This is a genomic window from Streptomyces sp. TAA040 (assembly GCF_000424845.1).
Map to the genome: position 1 here is coordinate 138551 of NZ_AUKR01000001.1, position 17036 is coordinate 155586.

General features: G+C 71.4%; 15 protein-coding genes and 1 riboswitch. Of the genes, 12 read left to right on the top strand and 3 right to left on the bottom strand.

Translation table 11 applies throughout. The features are described 5' to 3' along the window. Nucleotides 1-30: 30 nt before the first annotated feature. Nucleotides 31-1536: a cysteine desulfurase/sulfurtransferase TusA family protein gene (locus H300_RS0100625; protein WP_028425846.1), complete on the bottom strand. Its 1506-nt coding sequence runs from the start codon at nucleotides 1534-1536 to the stop codon at nucleotides 31-33. A gap of 417 nt (nucleotides 1537-1953) precedes the next feature. On the opposite strand from H300_RS0100625, the gene ctaC reads away from it, so the two are divergent. The 4 genes from ctaC (at nucleotide 1954) to H300_RS0100645 (ending at nucleotide 6449) form a co-directional block, all read left to right on the top strand. Further along, a complete protein-coding gene (gene ctaC / locus H300_RS0100630; RefSeq protein WP_028425847.1) occupies nucleotides 1954-2916 on the top strand; it encodes an aa3-type cytochrome oxidase subunit II in 963 nt (320 codons plus the stop codon). After that, on the top strand, nucleotides 2913-4658 hold the full coding sequence (ctaD, locus tag H300_RS0100635; RefSeq protein ID WP_028425848.1) for an aa3-type cytochrome oxidase subunit I: 1746 nt from the start codon (nucleotides 2913-2915) through the stop codon (nucleotides 4656-4658). The genes ctaC and ctaD overlap by 4 nt, the downstream gene beginning before the upstream one ends. After that, nucleotides 4655-5053, top strand: a complete 399-nt coding sequence (locus H300_RS0100640; protein ID WP_028425849.1) for a cytochrome c oxidase subunit 4 — start codon at nucleotides 4655-4657, stop codon at nucleotides 5051-5053. The genes ctaD and H300_RS0100640 overlap by 4 nt, the downstream gene beginning before the upstream one ends. 115 nt (nucleotides 5054-5168) lie before the next feature. Then, nucleotides 5169-6449 carry an Ig-like domain-containing protein gene (locus H300_RS0100645; RefSeq protein ID WP_028425850.1) on the top strand — a complete coding sequence of 427 codons (1281 nt, stop codon included), beginning with the start codon at nucleotides 5169-5171 and terminating at the stop codon, nucleotides 6447-6449. Between the two features lie 74 nt (nucleotides 6450-6523). Here H300_RS0100645 and H300_RS0100650 read toward each other — a convergent pair whose 3' ends face one another. Further along, nucleotides 6524-6928 (bottom strand): response regulator transcription factor, encoded by a 405-nt coding sequence (locus tag H300_RS0100650; protein ID WP_028425851.1) that lies wholly within the window; start codon nucleotides 6926-6928, stop codon nucleotides 6524-6526. A gap of 274 nt (nucleotides 6929-7202) precedes the next feature. Between H300_RS0100650 and ctaE the strand changes: the two genes are divergently transcribed. The 6 genes from ctaE (at nucleotide 7203) to H300_RS24305 (ending at nucleotide 14410) form a co-directional block, all read left to right on the top strand. After that, nucleotides 7203-7823 (top strand): aa3-type cytochrome oxidase subunit III, encoded by a 621-nt coding sequence (gene ctaE, locus H300_RS0100655; RefSeq protein ID WP_028425852.1) that lies wholly within the window; start codon nucleotides 7203-7205, stop codon nucleotides 7821-7823. An 81-nt stretch (nucleotides 7824-7904) separates the two neighbouring features. Next, nucleotides 7905-8726, top strand: a complete 822-nt coding sequence (qcrC, locus tag H300_RS0100660) for a cytochrome bc1 complex diheme cytochrome c subunit (protein ID WP_028425853.1) — start codon at nucleotides 7905-7907, stop codon at nucleotides 8724-8726. Beyond that, on the top strand, nucleotides 8723-9787 hold the full coding sequence (gene qcrA / locus H300_RS0100665; protein ID WP_028425854.1) for a cytochrome bc1 complex Rieske iron-sulfur subunit: 1065 nt from the start codon (nucleotides 8723-8725) through the stop codon (nucleotides 9785-9787). Before qcrC ends, qcrA begins: the two co-directional genes overlap by 4 nt. Then, nucleotides 9784-11421, top strand: coding sequence for a cytochrome bc1 complex cytochrome b subunit (gene qcrB / locus H300_RS0100670; protein WP_028425855.1), 1638 nt, complete (start codon nucleotides 9784-9786; stop codon nucleotides 11419-11421). Before qcrA ends, qcrB begins: the two co-directional genes overlap by 4 nt. 123 nt (nucleotides 11422-11544) lie before the next feature. After that, a complete protein-coding gene (gene trpD / locus H300_RS0100675) occupies nucleotides 11545-12609 on the top strand; it encodes an anthranilate phosphoribosyltransferase (protein ID WP_028425856.1) in 1065 nt (354 codons plus the stop codon). A 101-nt stretch (nucleotides 12610-12710) separates the two neighbouring features. Next, nucleotides 12711-12829, top strand: a riboswitch (SAM riboswitch). A 171-nt stretch (nucleotides 12830-13000) separates the two neighbouring features. Continuing rightward, nucleotides 13001-14410: an aminotransferase class V-fold PLP-dependent enzyme gene (locus H300_RS24305; protein ID WP_078515609.1), complete on the top strand. Its 1410-nt coding sequence runs from the start codon at nucleotides 13001-13003 to the stop codon at nucleotides 14408-14410. A gap of 54 nt (nucleotides 14411-14464) precedes the next feature. On the opposite strand, the gene H300_RS0100685 is transcribed toward H300_RS24305, so the two are convergent. Next, on the bottom strand, nucleotides 14465-14746 hold the full coding sequence (locus H300_RS0100685; protein WP_028425857.1) for an Lrp/AsnC ligand binding domain-containing protein: 282 nt from the start codon (nucleotides 14744-14746) through the stop codon (nucleotides 14465-14467). Between the two features lie 262 nt (nucleotides 14747-15008). Here H300_RS0100685 and H300_RS0100690 point away from each other — a divergent pair, with 262 nt between their 5' ends. Together H300_RS0100690 and H300_RS0100695 are read left to right on the top strand one after the other, a co-directional pair. Beyond that, nucleotides 15009-15248 (top strand): hypothetical protein, encoded by a 240-nt coding sequence (locus H300_RS0100690; protein WP_028425858.1) that lies wholly within the window; start codon nucleotides 15009-15011, stop codon nucleotides 15246-15248. A 20-nt stretch (nucleotides 15249-15268) separates the two neighbouring features. Further along, nucleotides 15269-16627, top strand: a complete 1359-nt coding sequence (locus H300_RS0100695; protein ID WP_028425859.1) for an NYN domain-containing protein — start codon at nucleotides 15269-15271, stop codon at nucleotides 16625-16627. Nucleotides 16628-17036: the final 409 nt, after the last annotated feature.

The following is a 17036-nucleotide window of genomic DNA, read 5'->3' on the forward strand; positions in this document are numbered from 1 at the left end:
CCCGGGCGGTACCGCCCGGGGCAGGGCCGCTCAGTCGGACGCCGCACCCGGCTCCGGTTCGCGGCGGACGCGGAAGGCATGCCCCTCGACGCCGAGGAAGCGGTGCCCCCGCATCGTGCACCAGGCCGGGATGTCCAGCCTGGCAGCCCCGTCGTCCGCCAGCACCGTCACCACCCCGCCGACCGGCACCTTGCCGATGACCCGGGCCAGCTCGATCACCGGGATCGGGCAGCGTCTGCCGAGCGAGTCCACCGTCAGTGCGCCGTCCGGCGCGGAGTCCGCTGCCGGGGGTTCCAGCCCGGATCCCGGCCCCGGCCCCTGCGCGGATGCGCGGGAGGCGCCTGCCGACGCGTCCCGCGCGGCCTCCGGTCCCTCCGCTGCGGGACCCTCGGCTGCCGGACCGGACTCCGTGGCGCCGAGCTGCTCCCGTACTCCGCCCACCGCGCACGGCAGCGCGGCCAGGAAGGCGTCCACTTCCGCGGCGGTCGTGCCGGCCGGCAGCGAGACGCGGACGTTCCCCCCGGACAGCACTCCCATCGCCCGCAGCACATGGCTGGGGGTCAGTGTGCTGGAGGTGCAGGAGGACCCGGACGACACCGAGAAGCCGGCCCGGTCGAGCGCGTGGAGCAGCGACTCGCCGTCCGCGTACAGGCAGGAGAACGTCACCAGGTGGGGCAGCCGGTGCACCGGATCGCCCACCACCTCCGCGTCCGGCACCAGCAGCGGCACCCGCGCCCTGATCCGCTCCACCAGGACCGTCAGGCGTGCGGCCTCGGCGGCCGCCTCGGAGCGCACCGCCCGCAGCGAGGCCGCGGCCGCGACGACGGCCGGCAGATCGAGGGCGCCGGGCATCCGGCCCGCCTCGCGCTCGTCCAGCGGCGCGGTGGGGGCGAACCGCGTCCCCTTGCGCACCGCCAGCAGCCCCACCCCCGGCGGGCCGCCCCACTTGTGGGCGCTGCCGGCCAGCAGCGACCAGCCCTCCGGCGGCGCCTCCCAGCCGAGCGACTGGGCGGCGTCGACCAGGAGCGGTACCCCGGCGGCCCGGCAGACGGCGGCCGCCTCGGCGACCGGCTGCCGCGTCCCCACCTCGTGGTTGGCCGACTGCAGGCAGACGAGCGCGGTTCCGTCGCCGACCGCCTCCTCGACCGAGACCCCGGCGACCCGGCCGGTGCGGTCGACCGGCAGCTCCGCGACCGTCCCGCCGCCCGCGCGGTGGGCCTCGGCGGCCTGGAGCACGGCGGAGTGCTCGACGGCGGACACCACCAGGTGCCGGCCCGCCCGGCGGCGCCCGGTCAAGGCGCCGGCGATCGCGCTGTGCAGCGCCCGGGTTCCGGAGGGGGCGAACACCAGCTCGTCGGGACGGCAGCCGACCTCGGCGGCGACGGTCTCCCGCGCGGCGTCCAGCAGCAACCGGGCCCGTCTGCCCTCCCGGTGCAGCCGCGCCGGGTCGGCCCAGCCGTCGTCGAGCGCGGCGAGCAGGGCCTCCCGGGCGACGGGGTGCAGCGGGGCGGCGGAAGCGGCGTCGAAGTAGGGCACACCGGAACGCTAACCGCTCCCCGCCGTGGCAGGTTCCCGCCCCTGGCGCCGACCGGGACTCCGGCGGGGAGCGCCCGACGCGCCCGGAGCGCGCGGGGCGCGGCTGACCCGGTGTCGGCTGACGTCCCGTCGGCACGGCCCCCGACACCCCGGTGAGGGCCGTGCCGCCCGTGCCGCCGGACGCCGCCACCAGCCCGCTCCGAGGGGCGTCCTGCCAGGGCACACGCCTGCGGAGCCGAGGATTCCACTCCTGCGTCGGGTGCGGCGGCGCGTTGGGCACCCTCCCCGAGCGACGCCACATTGCGTCCAGTAGGGTTTGGTCCGCATAAACATCCAAACCCTGCCCGCGCCAGGGTCGGCGCCCGGTCATCAGGGCCGCGCCAGGCCGAGCGGGCGAGACTCTCGGGAAGGCGCTACGTGAGTCCCAACGGCTCCGACCGCTTGTCGCGGCGCCCGATGCGGCGGATGCTGCCGCAGGCGCTCGCTGCGGGCCTGGTCCTGGCGACCGCGACCGGTTGCACATCAGAAGACTTCCCCCGCCTCGGCATGCCCACCCCGGTCACGGAGGAGGCGCCGCGGATTCTCTCCCTGTGGCAGGGCTCGTGGGCCGCCGCGCTCATCACGGGCGTGCTCGTCTGGGGCCTGATCCTGTGGAGCGTGTTCTTCCACCGGCGCTCCAGGACCAAGGTGGAGATCCCCCCGCAGACCCGGTACAACATGCCCATCGAGGCGCTGTACACCGTGGTCCCGCTGATCATCGTCTCGGTGCTGTTCTACTTCACCGCACGCGACGAGTCGAAGCTCATCGCCACCTCGGACAAACCCGACCACGTGGTCAACGTGGTGGGCTTCCAGTGGAGCTGGGCCTTCAACTACATGGAGGACGTGGACGGCGAGGCCTCGACCGACGGGCGGGACGCCCAGGAGCTCGCTGCGATCCCGGACCGCATGATCTCCGCAGCGCCCGAGGGCGCCGAGGGCGTGTGGGACCAGGGCACTCCCGGTCAGCGCAACCCGCAGAACGGAAACCCGGGACCGACGCTCTGGCTCCCCAAGGGCGAGAAAGTCCAGTTCATCCTGACCTCGCGGGATGTCATCCACTCCTTCTGGGTGGTGCCGTTCCTGATGAAGCAGGACGTGATCCCCGGCCACACCAACCGCTTCGAGGTGACCCCCAACAAGGAGGGCACCTTCATGGGCAAGTGCGCTGAGCTGTGTGGCACGGACCATGCCCGGATGCTCTTCAACGTCAAGGTGGTTTCTCCGGAGCGCTATCAGCAGCACCTGGAGGAACTGGCCGAGAAGGGCCAGACCGGCTACCTCCCGGCGGGTATCCCGCAGACGGACGCAGCCAAGAATGCGGAGACGAACAACCCGTGAGCATCCTCAACGAACCCCAGGGTGCCGCCACGGTCGACAACTCGTCCGAGAACGAGTTGCCGGCGCGGCGGAAGGAGCCCGGCAACGTCGTGGTGAAGTGGCTGACGACCACCGACCACAAGACCATCGGCTCGCTGTACCTGATCACCTCGTTCGCGTTCTTCGTGATCGGCGGCGTGATGGCGCTGGTCATGCGGGCGGAGCTGGCCCGTCCCGGCACCCAGATCGTGTCCAACGAGCAGTTCAACCAGCTCTTCACCATGCACGGCACGGTGATGCTGCTGATGTTCGCGACCCCGCTCTTCGCGGGCTTCGCGAACTGGATCATGCCGTTGCAGATCGGCGCGCCGGACGTGGCCTTCCCGCGGTTGAATATGCTGGCCTACTGGCTGTACCTGTTCGGCTCGACGATCGCCGTCGCGGGCTTCCTCACCCCGAACGGCGCCGCCAACTTCGGCTGGTTCGCCTACTCCCCGCTGTCGGACGCGGTCCGTTCGCCGGGCGTCGGTGCGGACATGTGGATCATGGGCCTGGCGCTCTCCGGTTTCGGCACGATCCTCGGCGCGGTCAACTTCATCACCACGATCATCTGCATGCGCGCCCCCGGTATGACGATGTTCCGGATGCCGATCTTCACCTGGAACGCGCTGCTCACCGGAGTGCTGATCCTGCTGGCCTTCCCGGTCCTCGCCGCGGCGCTGTTCGCCCTGGAGGCCGACCGGCAGTTCGGTGCGCACATCTTCGATCCGGCGAACGGCGGGGCGCTGCTGTGGCAGCACCTGTTCTGGTTCTTCGGCCATCCCGAGGTGTACATCATCGCGCTGCCGTTCTTCGGCATCGTCTCCGAGGTCATCCCGGTCTTCTCCCGGAAGCCGATGTTCGGCTACATCGGGCTGATCGGCGCGACGATCGCCATCACCGGCCTGTCGGTCACCGTCTGGGCGCACCACATGTTCGCCACCGGCGGCGTCCTGCTGCCGTTCTTCTCCCTGATGTCCTTTTTGATCGCGGTGCCCACCGGAGTGAAGTTCTTCAACTGGATCGGCACCATGTGGAAGGGCTCGCTCAGCTTCGAGACCCCGATGCTGTGGACGGTCGGCTTCCTGATCACCTTCCTCTTCGGCGGTCTCACCGGGGTCATCCTGGCCTCCCCGCCGCTCGACTTCCACGTCTCCGACACCTACTTCGTGGTGGCGCACTTCCACTACGTGGTCTTCGGCACGGTGGTCTTCGCGATGTTCGCCGGCTTCCACTTCTGGTGGCCGAAGTTCACCGGGAAGATGCTGGACGAGCAGCTCGGCAAGATCACCTTCTGGACGCTCTTCATCGGCTTCCACGGCACCTTCCTGGTGCAGCACTGGCTGGGGGCCGAGGGCATGGTCCGGCGGTATGCCGACTACCTCGACGCCGACGGGCTGACCGCGCTGAACACCCTCTCCACCATCAGTTCCTTCCTGCTCGGGCTGTCGATGCTGCCGTTCTTCTACAACGTCTGGAAGACCGCCAAGTACGGCAGGAAGGTCGAGGTCGACGACCCGTGGGGGTACGGCCGTTCGCTGGAGTGGGCGACCTCGTGCCCGCCGCCGCGGCACAACTTCCTCACACTGCCGCGGATCCGGTCCGAATCCCCGGCCTTCGACCTGCACCACCCGAACATCGCAGCGATGGACCAGTTGCAGGAGCGCGCCGGAACCGACGCCGCGCTCACAGGCACCACCGGCGGCAAGGAGGCCGGGAAGTGAAGATCCAGGGCAAGATGTTCCTCTGGCTCTCCGCCTTCATCCTGATCGTCGCCGGGGTCTACGGCCTGTGGTCGAAGGAGCCGGTGGGCACCACCGCGCTCTTCCTGGCCTTCGGCCTCACGGTGATGGTCGGCTTCTATCTGGCGTTCACCGCGCGCCGGGTCGATGTCGGGGCGCAGGACAACGAGGACGCCGATGTCGCGGACGACGCCGGCGAGCTGGGCTTCTTCAGCCCGCACAGTTGGCAGCCGCTCGTGCTGGGGCTGGGGGCCGCACTCGCCTTCATGGGCGTGGTCTTCGGCTGGTGGCTGCTGTACTTCTCGCTGCCGGTCCTGCTCGTCGGCCTGTTCGGCTGGGTGTTCGAGTACTACCACGGCGAGAACCAGAACCAGTAGAACGAAGCGGTCATTCCGCGTGAAGTCAAGGATCGGCCCCGGGCAGTCGCCCGGGGCCGACCCGTTTGCAGCAGTCCAGCGCGCCCGCTCCGCCCGGTGTTCGTAGTTTTGAGCAATGAGCCACGGGACGCACGGACCGCAACGACTGGCGATGAGCTGCGCGCTGGTGGTCGCCCCCCTGCTGGTGCTGACCGCCTGCGGGGAATCGGGCCACCCCCTCGCCGCGGTGCCCTACGACGCGTCCTCGGACGTGGTCGTCGGTGTCGGCCGCCCGCTCGGCGGGGACGGCGGGGAGAAGCGCCCGGTGGACGCCGACCGGCCGCTCGAGGTCACCGCGGAGGACGGCGGCGCACGGCTGACCGACGTCCTCGCCGTGGACGGTGACGGCCGCCGGGTCGCCGGTGAACTCGCCGAGGACGGCTCCGGCTGGCGCAGCACGACCCCCCTGGTGGCAGGGGCCGCGTACACCGTGCGGGTCAGCACCGAGAGCGCCGACGGCCGGCCGGGACGCCGCACCGTCCGCTTCGACACCGGGGACGCGACGGGGGGCAAACGGCTCAAGGTCGCCTTCGGGCCGGAGAGCGGTACCTATGGCGTCGGCCAGCCGGTCACGGCCGAGCTGAGCCGGGCGGTGAGCGAACCGGAGCAGCGCCGACTCGTCGAGCGCGGCCTGCGGGTGCGGTCGCAGCCCCGAACCGAGGGCGCCTGGCACTGGGTGGACGACCGGAAGCTGCACTACCGTCCGAAGGAGTACTGGCCCGCCCGTGCCACCGTCACGGTGCGCAGTGCGCTGGCTGGCGTCCGGATCAGGAAAAACCTGCACGGTGCGGCGGACGCCTCGCTGACGCTCCGGACCGGCGACCGGGTCGAGGCCGTCGCGGACGCCGCGGCCCTGGAGATGCGGGTCGAGCGGAACGGCGAGGTGGCCAGGACGATGCCGATCACCACCGGCAAGGCCGGATTCCGCACTCGGAACGGAACCAAGGTCATCCTGGGCCGGGACTCGTTCGTACGCATGCGCAGCACCAGCATCGGTATCGGGCGCGGCAGTTCGGAGTTCTACGACCTGCCGGTGCACTGGGCCACCCGGCTGACGTGGAGCGGCGAGTACGTGCACGGCGCCCCCTGGTCGACCGGCTCCCAGGGGTACGCGAACGTCAGCCACGGCTGCACCGGCATGAGCACGGCCGACGCCAAGTGGTTCTTCGACAACGTGCGCCGGGGCGATCTGGTCACGCACGTCAACACGGAGGGCAGCCGGATGCCCGCCTTCGGCAACGGCTTCGGCGACTGGAACCTCGACTGGGAGGAGTGGCGCGCGGGAAGCGCCCTCCTCACGGACAGCCGACCCGATGCGGATCCCGCGGCCGCCGCCCGGCTGCGTCCGCAGCTCTGAGCGGGGCCGGCGTCGACGGCGGCGGCACGGCGCCCCTCGGTCCCGTGAGTACGCGGGGCGCCGCCGCCGGAGCGTCAGGCGGCGCTGGGCTGCGCCGCGCGCAGGAGCCCGGCCAGCGAGTCGGCGAGCGCCACCGGGTCCACCGGGTGGGCGGCCACGGCCTCCGCGCGGCTCCAGTTGGCCAGCCAGGCGTCCTGCGGGCGGCCGATCAGCAGCAGCACCGGCGGGCAGTCGAAGATCTCGTCCTTGATCTGCCGGCAGACGCCCATGCCGCCGGCCGGTGCGGCCTCGCCGTCCAGGACGCAGGCGTCGACACCGCCCGCCTCCAGCGCGGACAGGACGGCGGGCAGCGTCGCGCACTCCAGGTACTCGACCGCAGGGGTGTCGGCAGCCGGCCGGCGGCCCGCGGCCAGCCGCACCTGCTCGCGGGTGTTGCTGTCGTCGCTGTAGACCAGCACCTTGGCCGTGGGCTGCTGCATCGTTCCTCCGCGTCGTCGGTCAGAGCCGGTGGCCGCCGCACGGACGGGCACTGCCGCCGCGGGCGCCGCGGTCACCGCGGGCACTGCACGCGCCGCCGCCGGGCGCCGTGGGACACCGCGGGGAGCAGCGGAGCGCTGCCAGGATGCTACCCCTTCACCGCCCGTACGGGCAGCCGTCCGCCCGGGCTCCCGGGGGGCCGTTCGAGCAGCCCACAGCGGTCGGACACACCGAACGGCACCCCCCGGGGTGAGGACGGAATAAGAGACCGACATAATGTCGGTCGTGGCGACAGCAACAGCAGTAGAAACCGGGCACGCGCACCCATCGGTCAACCGGCCGAACCTCACCAGCGTCGGAACCATCATCTGGCTGAGTTCCGAGCTGATGTTCTTCGCGGCCCTCTTCGCGATGTACTTCACCCTGCGCTCCGTGATGGGCGCAGAGTACTGGCAGGAACAGGCGGACGCCCTGAACCTGCCGTTCGCGGCGGGGAACACGACGATCCTGGTGCTTTCCTCCCTGACCTGCCAGCTCGGCGTGTTCGCCGCCGAGCGCGGGGACGTGAAGAAGCTACGGTCGTGGTTCGTGATCACGTTCGTGATGGGTGCGGTCTTCATCGGCGGCCAGGTCACGGAGTACGTGGAACTGGTCAAGCACGAGGGCCTCTCGCTCTCCTCCGACCCCTACGGATCGGCGTTCTACCTCACGACCGGCTTCCACGGCCTGCACGTGACCGGCGGACTGATCGCGTTCCTGTTCGTCCTCGGCAGGACGTACATGGCCCGTCGGTTCACCCATCACCAGGCCACCGCTGCCATTGTCGTGTCCTACTACTGGCACTTCGTCGATGTGGTCTGGATCGGCCTCTTCGCCACGATCTACCTGATCAAGTGAGCCGGGCGCGCACCCGGACCGCTTGACCGACAGACACATCCAGAAGCATCGACGCAGAAGATCCTGACACCGGGGTAATCCGTGAAAAAGCTCTCCGCACGACGGCGCCATCCGCTGGCGGCGATCGTCGTTCTACTCTTCGCGCTGGCGGCCACCGGGGGGCTGTACGCCGCGTTCACCCCCGCGGGTGAGGCGAAGGCCGACACCGCCGCATCGCAGTCCCTTGCCATCGAGGAGGGCAAGAAGCTCTACGCCGTCGGCTGCTCAAGCTGCCACGGAACCGGCGGTCAGGGCAGCAGCGACGGGCCCAGCCTCGTCGGTGTCGGCGCTGCCGCAGTCGACTTCCAGGTCGGCACCGGACGGATGCCGATGCAGGCCCCGGGTGTCCAGGCCCCGGAGAAGCCGAAGGTCTACACCGACGAGGAGATCGAGCAGCTCGCTGCCTACATCGCCTCGCTCGGCGCCGGACCCGAGGTCCCGACCGAGGAGCAGTACAGTCCGGAGGGGCTCAGCGGCGAGGAGATCGGCGCCGGCGGCGACCTCTTCCGCCAGAACTGCGCCCAGTGTCACAACTTCACCGGTGAGGGCGGCGCCCTGACCGAGGGAAAGTACGCACCCGACCTGGGCGACGTCGACCCGAAGTACATCTACGAGGCCATGGAGACCGGCCCGCAGAACATGCCCTCCTTCCCGGACGCCACACTTCCGGAGGAGGAGAAGAAGCAGATCATCGCGTACCTGGAGAAGGTCAACAGCTCCGAGACGGAGAGCCCTGGAGGGTGGGGCCTCGGCGGGTTCGGTCCCGTCAGTGAGGGCCTCTTCGCCTGGGCCATCGCCCTTCCCGTTCTGGTGGGCGTCACCGTCTGGATCGCCGCCCGGAACGCCAAGGCCAGGAAGTCATGAGTAGCGAAACTGGAACCCACGAAGTGCCGGACGAGAACCTGCCGGAAGAGCAGGGCCGCGAGCCGAGCGACCCCACGCTGCCGGAGGGCGCTTTCCCTGACCCCGGCATGCCCCAGCACGAGGACCGCGTCCAGGACCTCGACGAGCGGGCCGCCAAGCGCTCCGAGCGCGTCGTGGCCCTGCTGTTCACGCTGTCCATGCTGGCGACCGTCGGTTTCATCGCCTCGTACGTGATCTTCCCGGTCGACAAGATCGTCTACATCTTCCCACTCGGGAAGATCAGCGCGCTGAACTTCTCCCTCGGGATGACGCTCGGCATCGCGCTGTTCTGCATCGGCGCCGGTGCGGTCCACTGGTCGCGGACCCTCATGAGCGGTCACGAGGCCGTTCAGGACCGGCATCCGATCGCCGGTGACGAGGACACCAAGGCCGCGGCGCTCGCGCAGTTCTCGGCCGGCGCCGAGGACTCGGTGCTCGGCCGCCGCAAGCTGATCCGCAACACCATGTTCGGTGCGCTGGCCCTGGTGCCGCTCTCCGGTGTGGTGCTGCTGCGTGACCTCGGACCGCTGCCGGAGGACAAGCTCCGCCACACGCTGTGGAACAAGGGCAAGCTGCTGGTCAACCAGAACACCGGCCAGCCGCTGCGGCCCGAGGACGTCAAGGTCGGCTCGCTGACCTTCGCCAAGCCCGAGGGCCTGGAGGAGGACTCGCACGAGTTCCACCGCGAGATCGCCAAGGCCGCCTTGATGATCGTCCGGCTGGAGCCGGAGGACATCAAGGACAAGCAGGAGCTCGACTGGTCCCACGAGGGCATCGTGGCGTTCTCCAAGATCTGCACCCACGTCGGTTGCCCGGTCAGTCTCTACGAGCAGCAGACCCACCACGTGTTGTGCCCCTGCCACCAGTCGACCTTCGACCTGTCGGACGGCGCGCGGGTGATCTTCGGCCCGGCCGGGCACCCCCTGCCCCAACTGAACATCAGCGTCAACAAGGACGGCTTCCTCCAGGCGCAGAGCGACTTCGCCGAGCCCGTCGGCCCGAGCTTCTGGGAGCGCGGATGAGTACTGCAACCGACACCTCGACCGGGCGGGGCAAGGCCCCGGCCGGTGAGCGGGTGGCCGACTGGGCCGACGGCCGGCTGGGCGTCTACGGCGCGGCGAAGAAGAACCTGCGCAAGGTCTTCCCCGACCACTGGTCGTTCCTGCTGGGTGAGATCGCGCTCTACTCGTTCATCATCATCCTGCTGACCGGCGTCTACCTCACCATGTTCTTCAAGCCGAGCATGGCCGAGGTGCACTACCACGGCAGCTACGTGCCGATGCAGGGCGTGCTGATGTCGGAGGCCTACGCCTCCACGCTGGACATCAGCTTCGACGTCCGCGGCGGTCTGCTCATGCGGCAGATCCACCACTGGGCGGCGCTGATCTTCCTCGTCGCCATGTTCGTGCACATGATGCGGGTGTTCTTCACCGGCGCGTTCCGCAAGCCGCGCGAGCTGAACTGGCTCTTCGGCTTCCTGCTGTTCGTGCTCGGCATGTTCACCGGCTTCACCGGCTACTCGCTCCCGGACGACCTGCTGTCCGGCACCGGCGTCCGGTTCATGGAGGGCGCGATCCTCGCGGTGCCGCTGGTCGGCACCTACCTGGCGATGTTCCTCTACGGCGGCGAGTTCCCCGGCACGGATATCATCCCGAGGTTCTTCACCTTCCACGTCCTGCTGCTGCCGGGCATCATGCTCGGGCTCGTGGTGGCACACCTGATCCTGGTCTTCTACCACAAGCACACCCAGTACCCGGGGCCCGGACGGACCAACAAGAACGTCGTCGGTTTCCCGTTGATGCCGATCTACATGGCGAAGGCGGGCGGCTTCTTCTTCCTCGTCTTCGGCGTCATCGCGATCATCTCCGCCACGTTCAGCATCAACCCGGTGTGGGTGCTGGGGCCGTACCGGCCCGACCTGGTGTCCACCAACGCCCAGCCCGACTGGTACATGGGCTTCTCGGAGGGACTCATCCGGGTGATGCCCGGCTGGGAGTGGGTCATCCCGACCGGCCACACCATCAACTTCGGTGTGTTCGTGCCTCTGATGGTCTTCCCACTGGTGCTCGCGGCGATCGCGGTCTACCCGTTCTTCGAGTCCTGGGTCACCAAGGACAACCGGGAGCACCACCTGCTCGACCGGCCGCGGAACGCGCCGACCCGCACGGGCTTCGGGGCCGCGTGGATCAGCTGGTACTTCGTGATGCTGGTCGGCGGCGGCAACGACCTGTGGGCGATCCACTTCAACCTGTCCATCAACGCGATCACCTGGTTCGTGCGGATCGGCTTCTTCCTGGTGCCGGTGGTGGTCTTCGTGATCACGCGGCGGATCTGCCTCGGACTCCAGCGGCGGGACCGCGAGAAGGTGCTGCACGGCCGGGAGACCGGTGTCATCAAGCGCCTGCCGCACGGCGAGTTCGTCGAGGTCCACGAGCCGCTGCCCGCCGAGCAGCTCCACCTGCTCACTCAGCACGACCAGCACAGGCCGGCCGAGCTGCCGGCGGCCACCGACGAGAACGGTGTCCGGCGCACGGTGGGCCCGGTGGAGAAGCTGCGGATCAAGCTCAACCGCGGCTACTACGGACCGGCCGGCCAGGTGCCGAAGCCCACGCAGAAGGAGTACAAGGAGATCATGGAAGGCCACGGCCACCACTGATCCCCGGCACGCACCGCCCGCAGGGCCCCGTCCAGTGCTTGGAACGGGGCCCTGCGGCGTGTCCGGGGATCGATAGGGTGGCGGCCTGATCACCAGCCCGGCGACCGACCAGGAGCGTGGACCATGAGCGCCGTTACCCCCACCGGAGGCGACACCGCGGCGGCGCGCACCTGGCCCGACGTGCTGTCCGCCCTGCTGTCCGGTTCCGACCTCGGGGCCGGGGACACCGCGTGGGCAATGGACCGGATCATGCGCGGTGAGGCCACCGACGCGCAGATCGCCGGGTTCGCCGTCGCCCTGCGGGCCAAGGGGGAGACCGTCGAGGAGGTGTCCGGCCTGGTCCGCACGATGTACGAGCACGCCCACACCATCGAGGTGCCGGGGCCCACCGTCGACATCGTCGGCACCGGCGGCGACCGGGCGAAGACGGTGAACATCTCCACGATGGCGGCGATCGTGGTGGCCGGCGCCGGGGCGAAGGTGGTCAAGCACGGCAACCGGGCGGCGTCCTCGGCCAGCGGGTCCTCCGACGTGCTGGAGAAGCTGGGCGTCAACCTGGACCTGACGCCGCAGCGGGTCGCCGAGGTGGCTGCCGAGGCGGGCATCAGCTTCTGCTTCGCGGTGAGGTTCCACCCCGCGCTCCGGCACGTCGCGGCCGCCCGGCGCGAGCTGGGCATCCCCACCACGTTCAACTTCCTCGGCCCGCTCACCAACCCGGCGCGGGTGGGCGCCCAGGCCACCGGGGTGGCGGACGCCAGGATGGCGCCGATCATGGCCGGAGTGCTGGCGGAACGCGGCACCTCGGCCCTGGTCTTCCGCGGAGACGACGGTCTCGACGAGCTCACCACCACGGCCACCTCCACGGTGTGGCGGGTGCGGGACGGCGAGGTGCGGCGGCAGTCCTTCGACCCGCGCGACCTCGGCATCGCACTGGTGCCGATCGAGGCGCTGCGCGGGGCGGACTCCGCGTACAACGCCGACGTCGCCCGGCGGTTCCTGGACGGGGAGCGCGGCCCGGTGCGCGACGCGGTGCTGCTCAACGCCGCCGCCGCACTGGCGGCGCTCGACCCGGACGACCGGTCGCTGACCGAGCAGCTCGCGGCCGGCACCGAACAGGCCGCCCTCTCCCTGGACTCCGGTGCGGCCAGGGCCGTCCTGGACCGCTGGGTCGGCGCTAGCCACGCCTGAGCCGGTCCCGGCGGGCAGCGGGCCGGACGCGCGGGTCCGGTGGCCGCCCCGGGGCGGCCACCGGGGGCGGCACCCCGCAGGTGTGTGGCATACTCACGGCAGGTCACGAGCGACAGCGATTTCGGCCCCGGCCCGCTGTCCGGCAACCCTCCTCACGCGGCGGGGTGCCCCGGGTGATGACCGGGCCGTATGACAGCAAGGTCTACGGCAAGCGCGGTCGAGGGAGTTCCTTTCGATGAGCAGGCGAATGCGCAGGGGCGTCACGCCCCGCCTCCGTTTCCCCGGCTGAGCGGTCCCGCGCCCCGCGGCCGTCCGCAGCGGACGGCCGTCGCGCACCGTGCTGACCCGTTCCAGTGAACTTCCTCGCCACCCGTCCACGGGAGATCCCGCCATGTCCGCATTTCCCCCTGCCTCCGCTGCTCCCGCCCGTGCCGCGGTTCCCGTCACCTCCTCCGCGACCGCGGACGGCCCGCCGCTGCCCGTTCTGGGCTCCGGGGTGCGGGTGCCGCTCGCCGCCGGCGGCGAGGTCGAGTACGCCGCGCTCGACCAGGCCGCCAGCGCACCCGCCCTCCAGCGGGTCTGGGACGACGTGGCCGCCTACGCCCCCTCCTACGGAAGCGTGCACCGGGGGTCGGGCCACCTCTCCCGCCTCTCCACCGACCTGTACGAGCAGAGCCGCGCCACCGTCGCCGCGTTCCTCGGCTGCCGGGCCGCCGCCCCGGCGCTCGGCCGCGAGGCCGACCAGGTGGTCTTCACCCGGTCCACCACCGACTCGCTGAACCTGCTGGCGGCGGCGCTCCCGTCCGGCACCCGGGTCTTCGTCTTCGAGAGCGAGCACCACGCCGCGCTGCTCCCGTGGCGGGAGCACCCGACCGAGTACCTCGCCGTACCCCGCTCGCCGGAGCAGGCGGTGGCCGCGCTGGACGAGGCGCTGCACGCCGCACCCGCGGGACACAAGCTGGTGTGCGTCACCGGTGCCTCCAACGTGACGGGCGAACTGTGGCCGGTCCGCGAACTCGCCGCGGCCGCGCACCGGCACGGTGCCCGCGTCGTCCTGGACGCCGCGCAGCTCGCGCCGCACCGGAGGGTGGACCTCGCCGCGCTGGACGTGGACTGGGTCGCGCTGTCCGGCCACAAGCTCTACGCGCCCTTCGGTACCGGTGTGCTGGCCGGACGGGCGGACTGGCTGGAGCGGGCCGAACCGTATCTCGCCGGGGGCGGAGCCGCGCGCAGCGTCCGCAGCGGACCGGACGGACGGCCGGAGGTGGCGTGGCACAGCGGCGAGGCCCGGCACGAGGCCGGCTCGCCGAACGTCATCGGGGCCGTGGCCCTCGCCTCCGCCTGCCGGGCGTTGACCGAGGCGGGCCGGGAGGAACTGGCGGAGCGGGAGGAGCGGCTCCTGGACCGGCTGTGCGCCGGCTTGGTGCGGGTGCCGGGTCTGCGCCTCCTGAGCCTGTTCGGGGAGCGGGCCCCGCGGGTGGGGGTGGTGTCCTTCGTCCTGGACGGCTGGGACAGCGCCGCCCTGGCGGACGCGCTCTCCGCCGAGTACGGGATCGGGGTGCGGGCCGGACTCTTCTGCGCCCACCCGCTGCTGCGCGCGCTGCTGGGGGCCGGTGCGGCCGGCGGGCCGGGCGGCTGCGGGGCGGGCGCGCACAGCGCCCCGCACACGCAGGGGGAGCCGCCGGTGAACGCCGTGCGCGTCAGCTTCGGCGTGGGGACCCCGCAGGAACACGTGGACCGCTTCGTGGCGGCGGTGGCGGCGCTCGCCGGGGCGGGGCGGGCTGCGGACCCGCAGGGGTGATCCGCCGCGCACCCCGCAGCGGAGCCGGTCGCCCCGGTGGTCGGGACGGCGGGCTCAGGCGTCCAGCCCGATGGCGAAGGCCGCCTCCAGATCGTGCTGCGAGTAGGTGCGGAACGCGATGTGCGTCTCGGTGGCCAGCACGCCCGGCACCTTGCTGATCCGGCCGGGGATCACCTCGGCCAGATCGTCGTGCCGGGCGACGCGCACCATTGCGATCAGGTCGTGCGCCCCGGTCACCGAGTACACCTCGCTGACCCCCTCCAGCGCGGCGATCTGCTCGGCGATCTCGGGAATCAGGTCGGTGCTGGTCCTGATGAGCACGATCGAAGTGATCACTTCTGGGCCTTCTTCCTCGCTCGCCTGGTCTGGCCCGTTCACTCTAAGGGTTGGCCCCGCCGGAGATCACGGGACGCCGGGGCGGCGGGACCGGCGGTGCGCCGTCCCGGGAGGGCGCACCGCCGGCCCGTGCCGGACGCGTCCGTACGCGCCGGGCCGCCCCGGCGCGTACGCCTCGCCACACCCGGCGGGCCGCAGGCCGTAGGGTTGCGGGAGAGTGGACGAGCCGTCGCACGCCGCACCGAAGCAGGAGGACACCACCATGCCGGTCCCCGCGCCCACCGCTGAGACGCGTTGGCGCTGCACGTTGTGCGGCAATCTCACCCGTTTCGACGTGACCCGCAGCAGCAAGGTGGTGGAGTACGTCCACCTCGACCTTGCGGGGCAGCCGGACGTGGAGGAGCGCAGGGTGCTCAGCGAGACCCTGGATTCCGTGCGGTGCCGGTGGTGCGACGCGGTCGACCAGGTCGAGCTCGTCGACCGTCCGAGCGCCCAGGCCTGACGGACGGGTGGGTGTGCACGGTGGAGGAACGGACGGGCGGTGACCCGGCACCGGACCAGTCGTCCGGTGGTGCGGAGGCGCTGGACCGCCCGCTGCCGGAGCGGGTCCGGCGACGTGTCGTGGCGCTCACCGGCGATGCCCTCGGCGGACTGACGATCGCGGAACTGCCGACGCCGCTGCGGCAGTACGCCCGCTTCACCCCCGCGCGCCGCGCAAAGTACGGGGGCAACGCGATGGCCACCGCGCTGGCCGCCGACACGGTGTTCCGGCACCGCGTCGCGCAGCGGGTGCGCGAACTGGAACCGGACCTCGCCGCGGCTGTGGAGCAGGGGGCCCCGCCCGCCGCCGCGGACCCGGTGGACCTCGCCGCGGTCGCCTACGTGCTCCGTCCCGACGGCTGGGTCAAGCTCGTCGCGGCCGCGGGGGAGGAGGCCCAGCGCGCCAGGGCCGAGCAGGCCGACGAGGAGGCAGAACGCGAACTCGCCCGCCTGCGGGAGGAACTGGCCCGGCTCCGCGCGGCCGCCCGCAGCGACGCCGAGCGGCACCGGACCGAACTGGAGGCCGCCCGCCGGGAGACCGAGGCCGTGCAGCGGAAGCTGCGCAGTGCCCTGAGCGACGTCAAACGCGGCGAGGCGGCCGTGCGCAAGGTGCAGGCGGAACACGACGAGTTCCGCGCAGCGGAGGCGGCCCGCAAGGCTGCGGCGGAGAGCGAGGCGCGTCGCCTGCGGAACCGGCTGGCCGAGGCCGAGGCGGCCCTGGAGGCCGGTCGCCGGGCCACCCGGGAGGGCCGGAGCGCGGCGGACATGCGGCTGCGACTGCTTCTCGACACCGTCCTGGACGGCGCCCAGGGCCTGCGCAGGGAACTGGCCCTGCCACCGGCCCGCCAGCGCCCGGCCGATACCGTGGAGGCGGTCGAACCCGGCCGGATCTCCCCCCGCGACATCGCCAGCCGTGCGCTGTCCGAGGAGGACCCGGCGCTGCTGGACCAGTTGCTCTCGCTGCCGCAGGTCCACCTGCTGGTGGACGGCTACAACGTCACCAAGACCGGATACCCCTCGCTGCCGCTGGAGAAGCAGCGGCTGCGCCTGCTGGGCGGCCTGTCGATACTGGCCGCCCAGTCCGGCGCCGAGGTGACCTGTGTCTTCGACGGGGCCGAGTTGGCCGTGCCGGTGCTGCTGGCCCCGCCACGCGGTGTGCGGGTGCTGTTCAGCAAGCCGGGGCAGACCGCGGACGAGTTGATCCGCCGACTGGTCCGGGCCGAGCCGGAGGGACGTCCGGTGGTGGTGGTCTCCACCGACCGAGAGGTGGCCGACGGGGTGGCGGTCTCCGGCGCCCGTCCGGTGCCCTCGGCCCTGTTGCTCAAGCGCCTCAGCCGCTGACCCGGCCCGGGCGCCCGCTCGACCCGGCGGCGCGTGCGGAGCACGAGCGGAGCGCCGGGGACCCGCCGCTTGTGCGGAACGCGCCGCACGCGCGAAACGAGGGTGTGTGCGATGCATGTGAGGGAATGTCCCCTTCCCGGCGCAGTCGGTCCCACTTCGATGGGCGCTTCTGGGAGGGTGTGCGCCCCCGGTGTTCCGCATGCGATCGGAACGGTGTGCCGGATCGGCCCCTCGTGCGGGTGCGCCTGCGGTACGCAGGGTCAACCTGCGGTAGCTGCCCGTGTGAGGTTGGTAAAGGATGCGCTCGGGCAGCAAGATTTTCACCCCGGGGATTTGATGCCGTCGTATGGTGCTGGCTAAGGTCAAGCCTCGAACCTTCGCGCGGTCGTTCACCCATCCGGGGTGTCAG

Bases quoted from the DNA above. Each gene is read 5' to 3' on its own strand.
- H300_RS0100645 (WP_028425850.1), top strand. From the start codon at position 5,169: ATGAGCCACGGGACGCACGGACCGCAACGACTGGCGATGAGCTGCGCG.
- H300_RS0100650 (WP_028425851.1), bottom strand. From the start codon at position 6,928: ATGCAGCAGCCCACGGCCAAGGTGCTGGTCTACAGCGACGACAGCAAC.
- ctaE (WP_028425852.1), top strand. From the start codon at position 7,203: ATGTCGGTCGTGGCGACAGCAACAGCAGTAGAAACCGGGCACGCGCAC.
- qcrA (WP_028425854.1), top strand. From the start codon at position 8,723: ATGAGTAGCGAAACTGGAACCCACGAAGTGCCGGACGAGAACCTGCCG.
- qcrB (WP_028425855.1), top strand. From the start codon at position 9,784: ATGAGTACTGCAACCGACACCTCGACCGGGCGGGGCAAGGCCCCGGCC.
- trpD (WP_028425856.1), top strand. From the start codon at position 11,545: ATGAGCGCCGTTACCCCCACCGGAGGCGACACCGCGGCGGCGCGCACC.
- H300_RS24305 (WP_078515609.1), top strand. From the start codon at position 13,001: ATGTCCGCATTTCCCCCTGCCTCCGCTGCTCCCGCCCGTGCCGCGGTT.
- H300_RS0100690 (WP_028425858.1), top strand. From the start codon at position 15,009: ATGCCGGTCCCCGCGCCCACCGCTGAGACGCGTTGGCGCTGCACGTTG.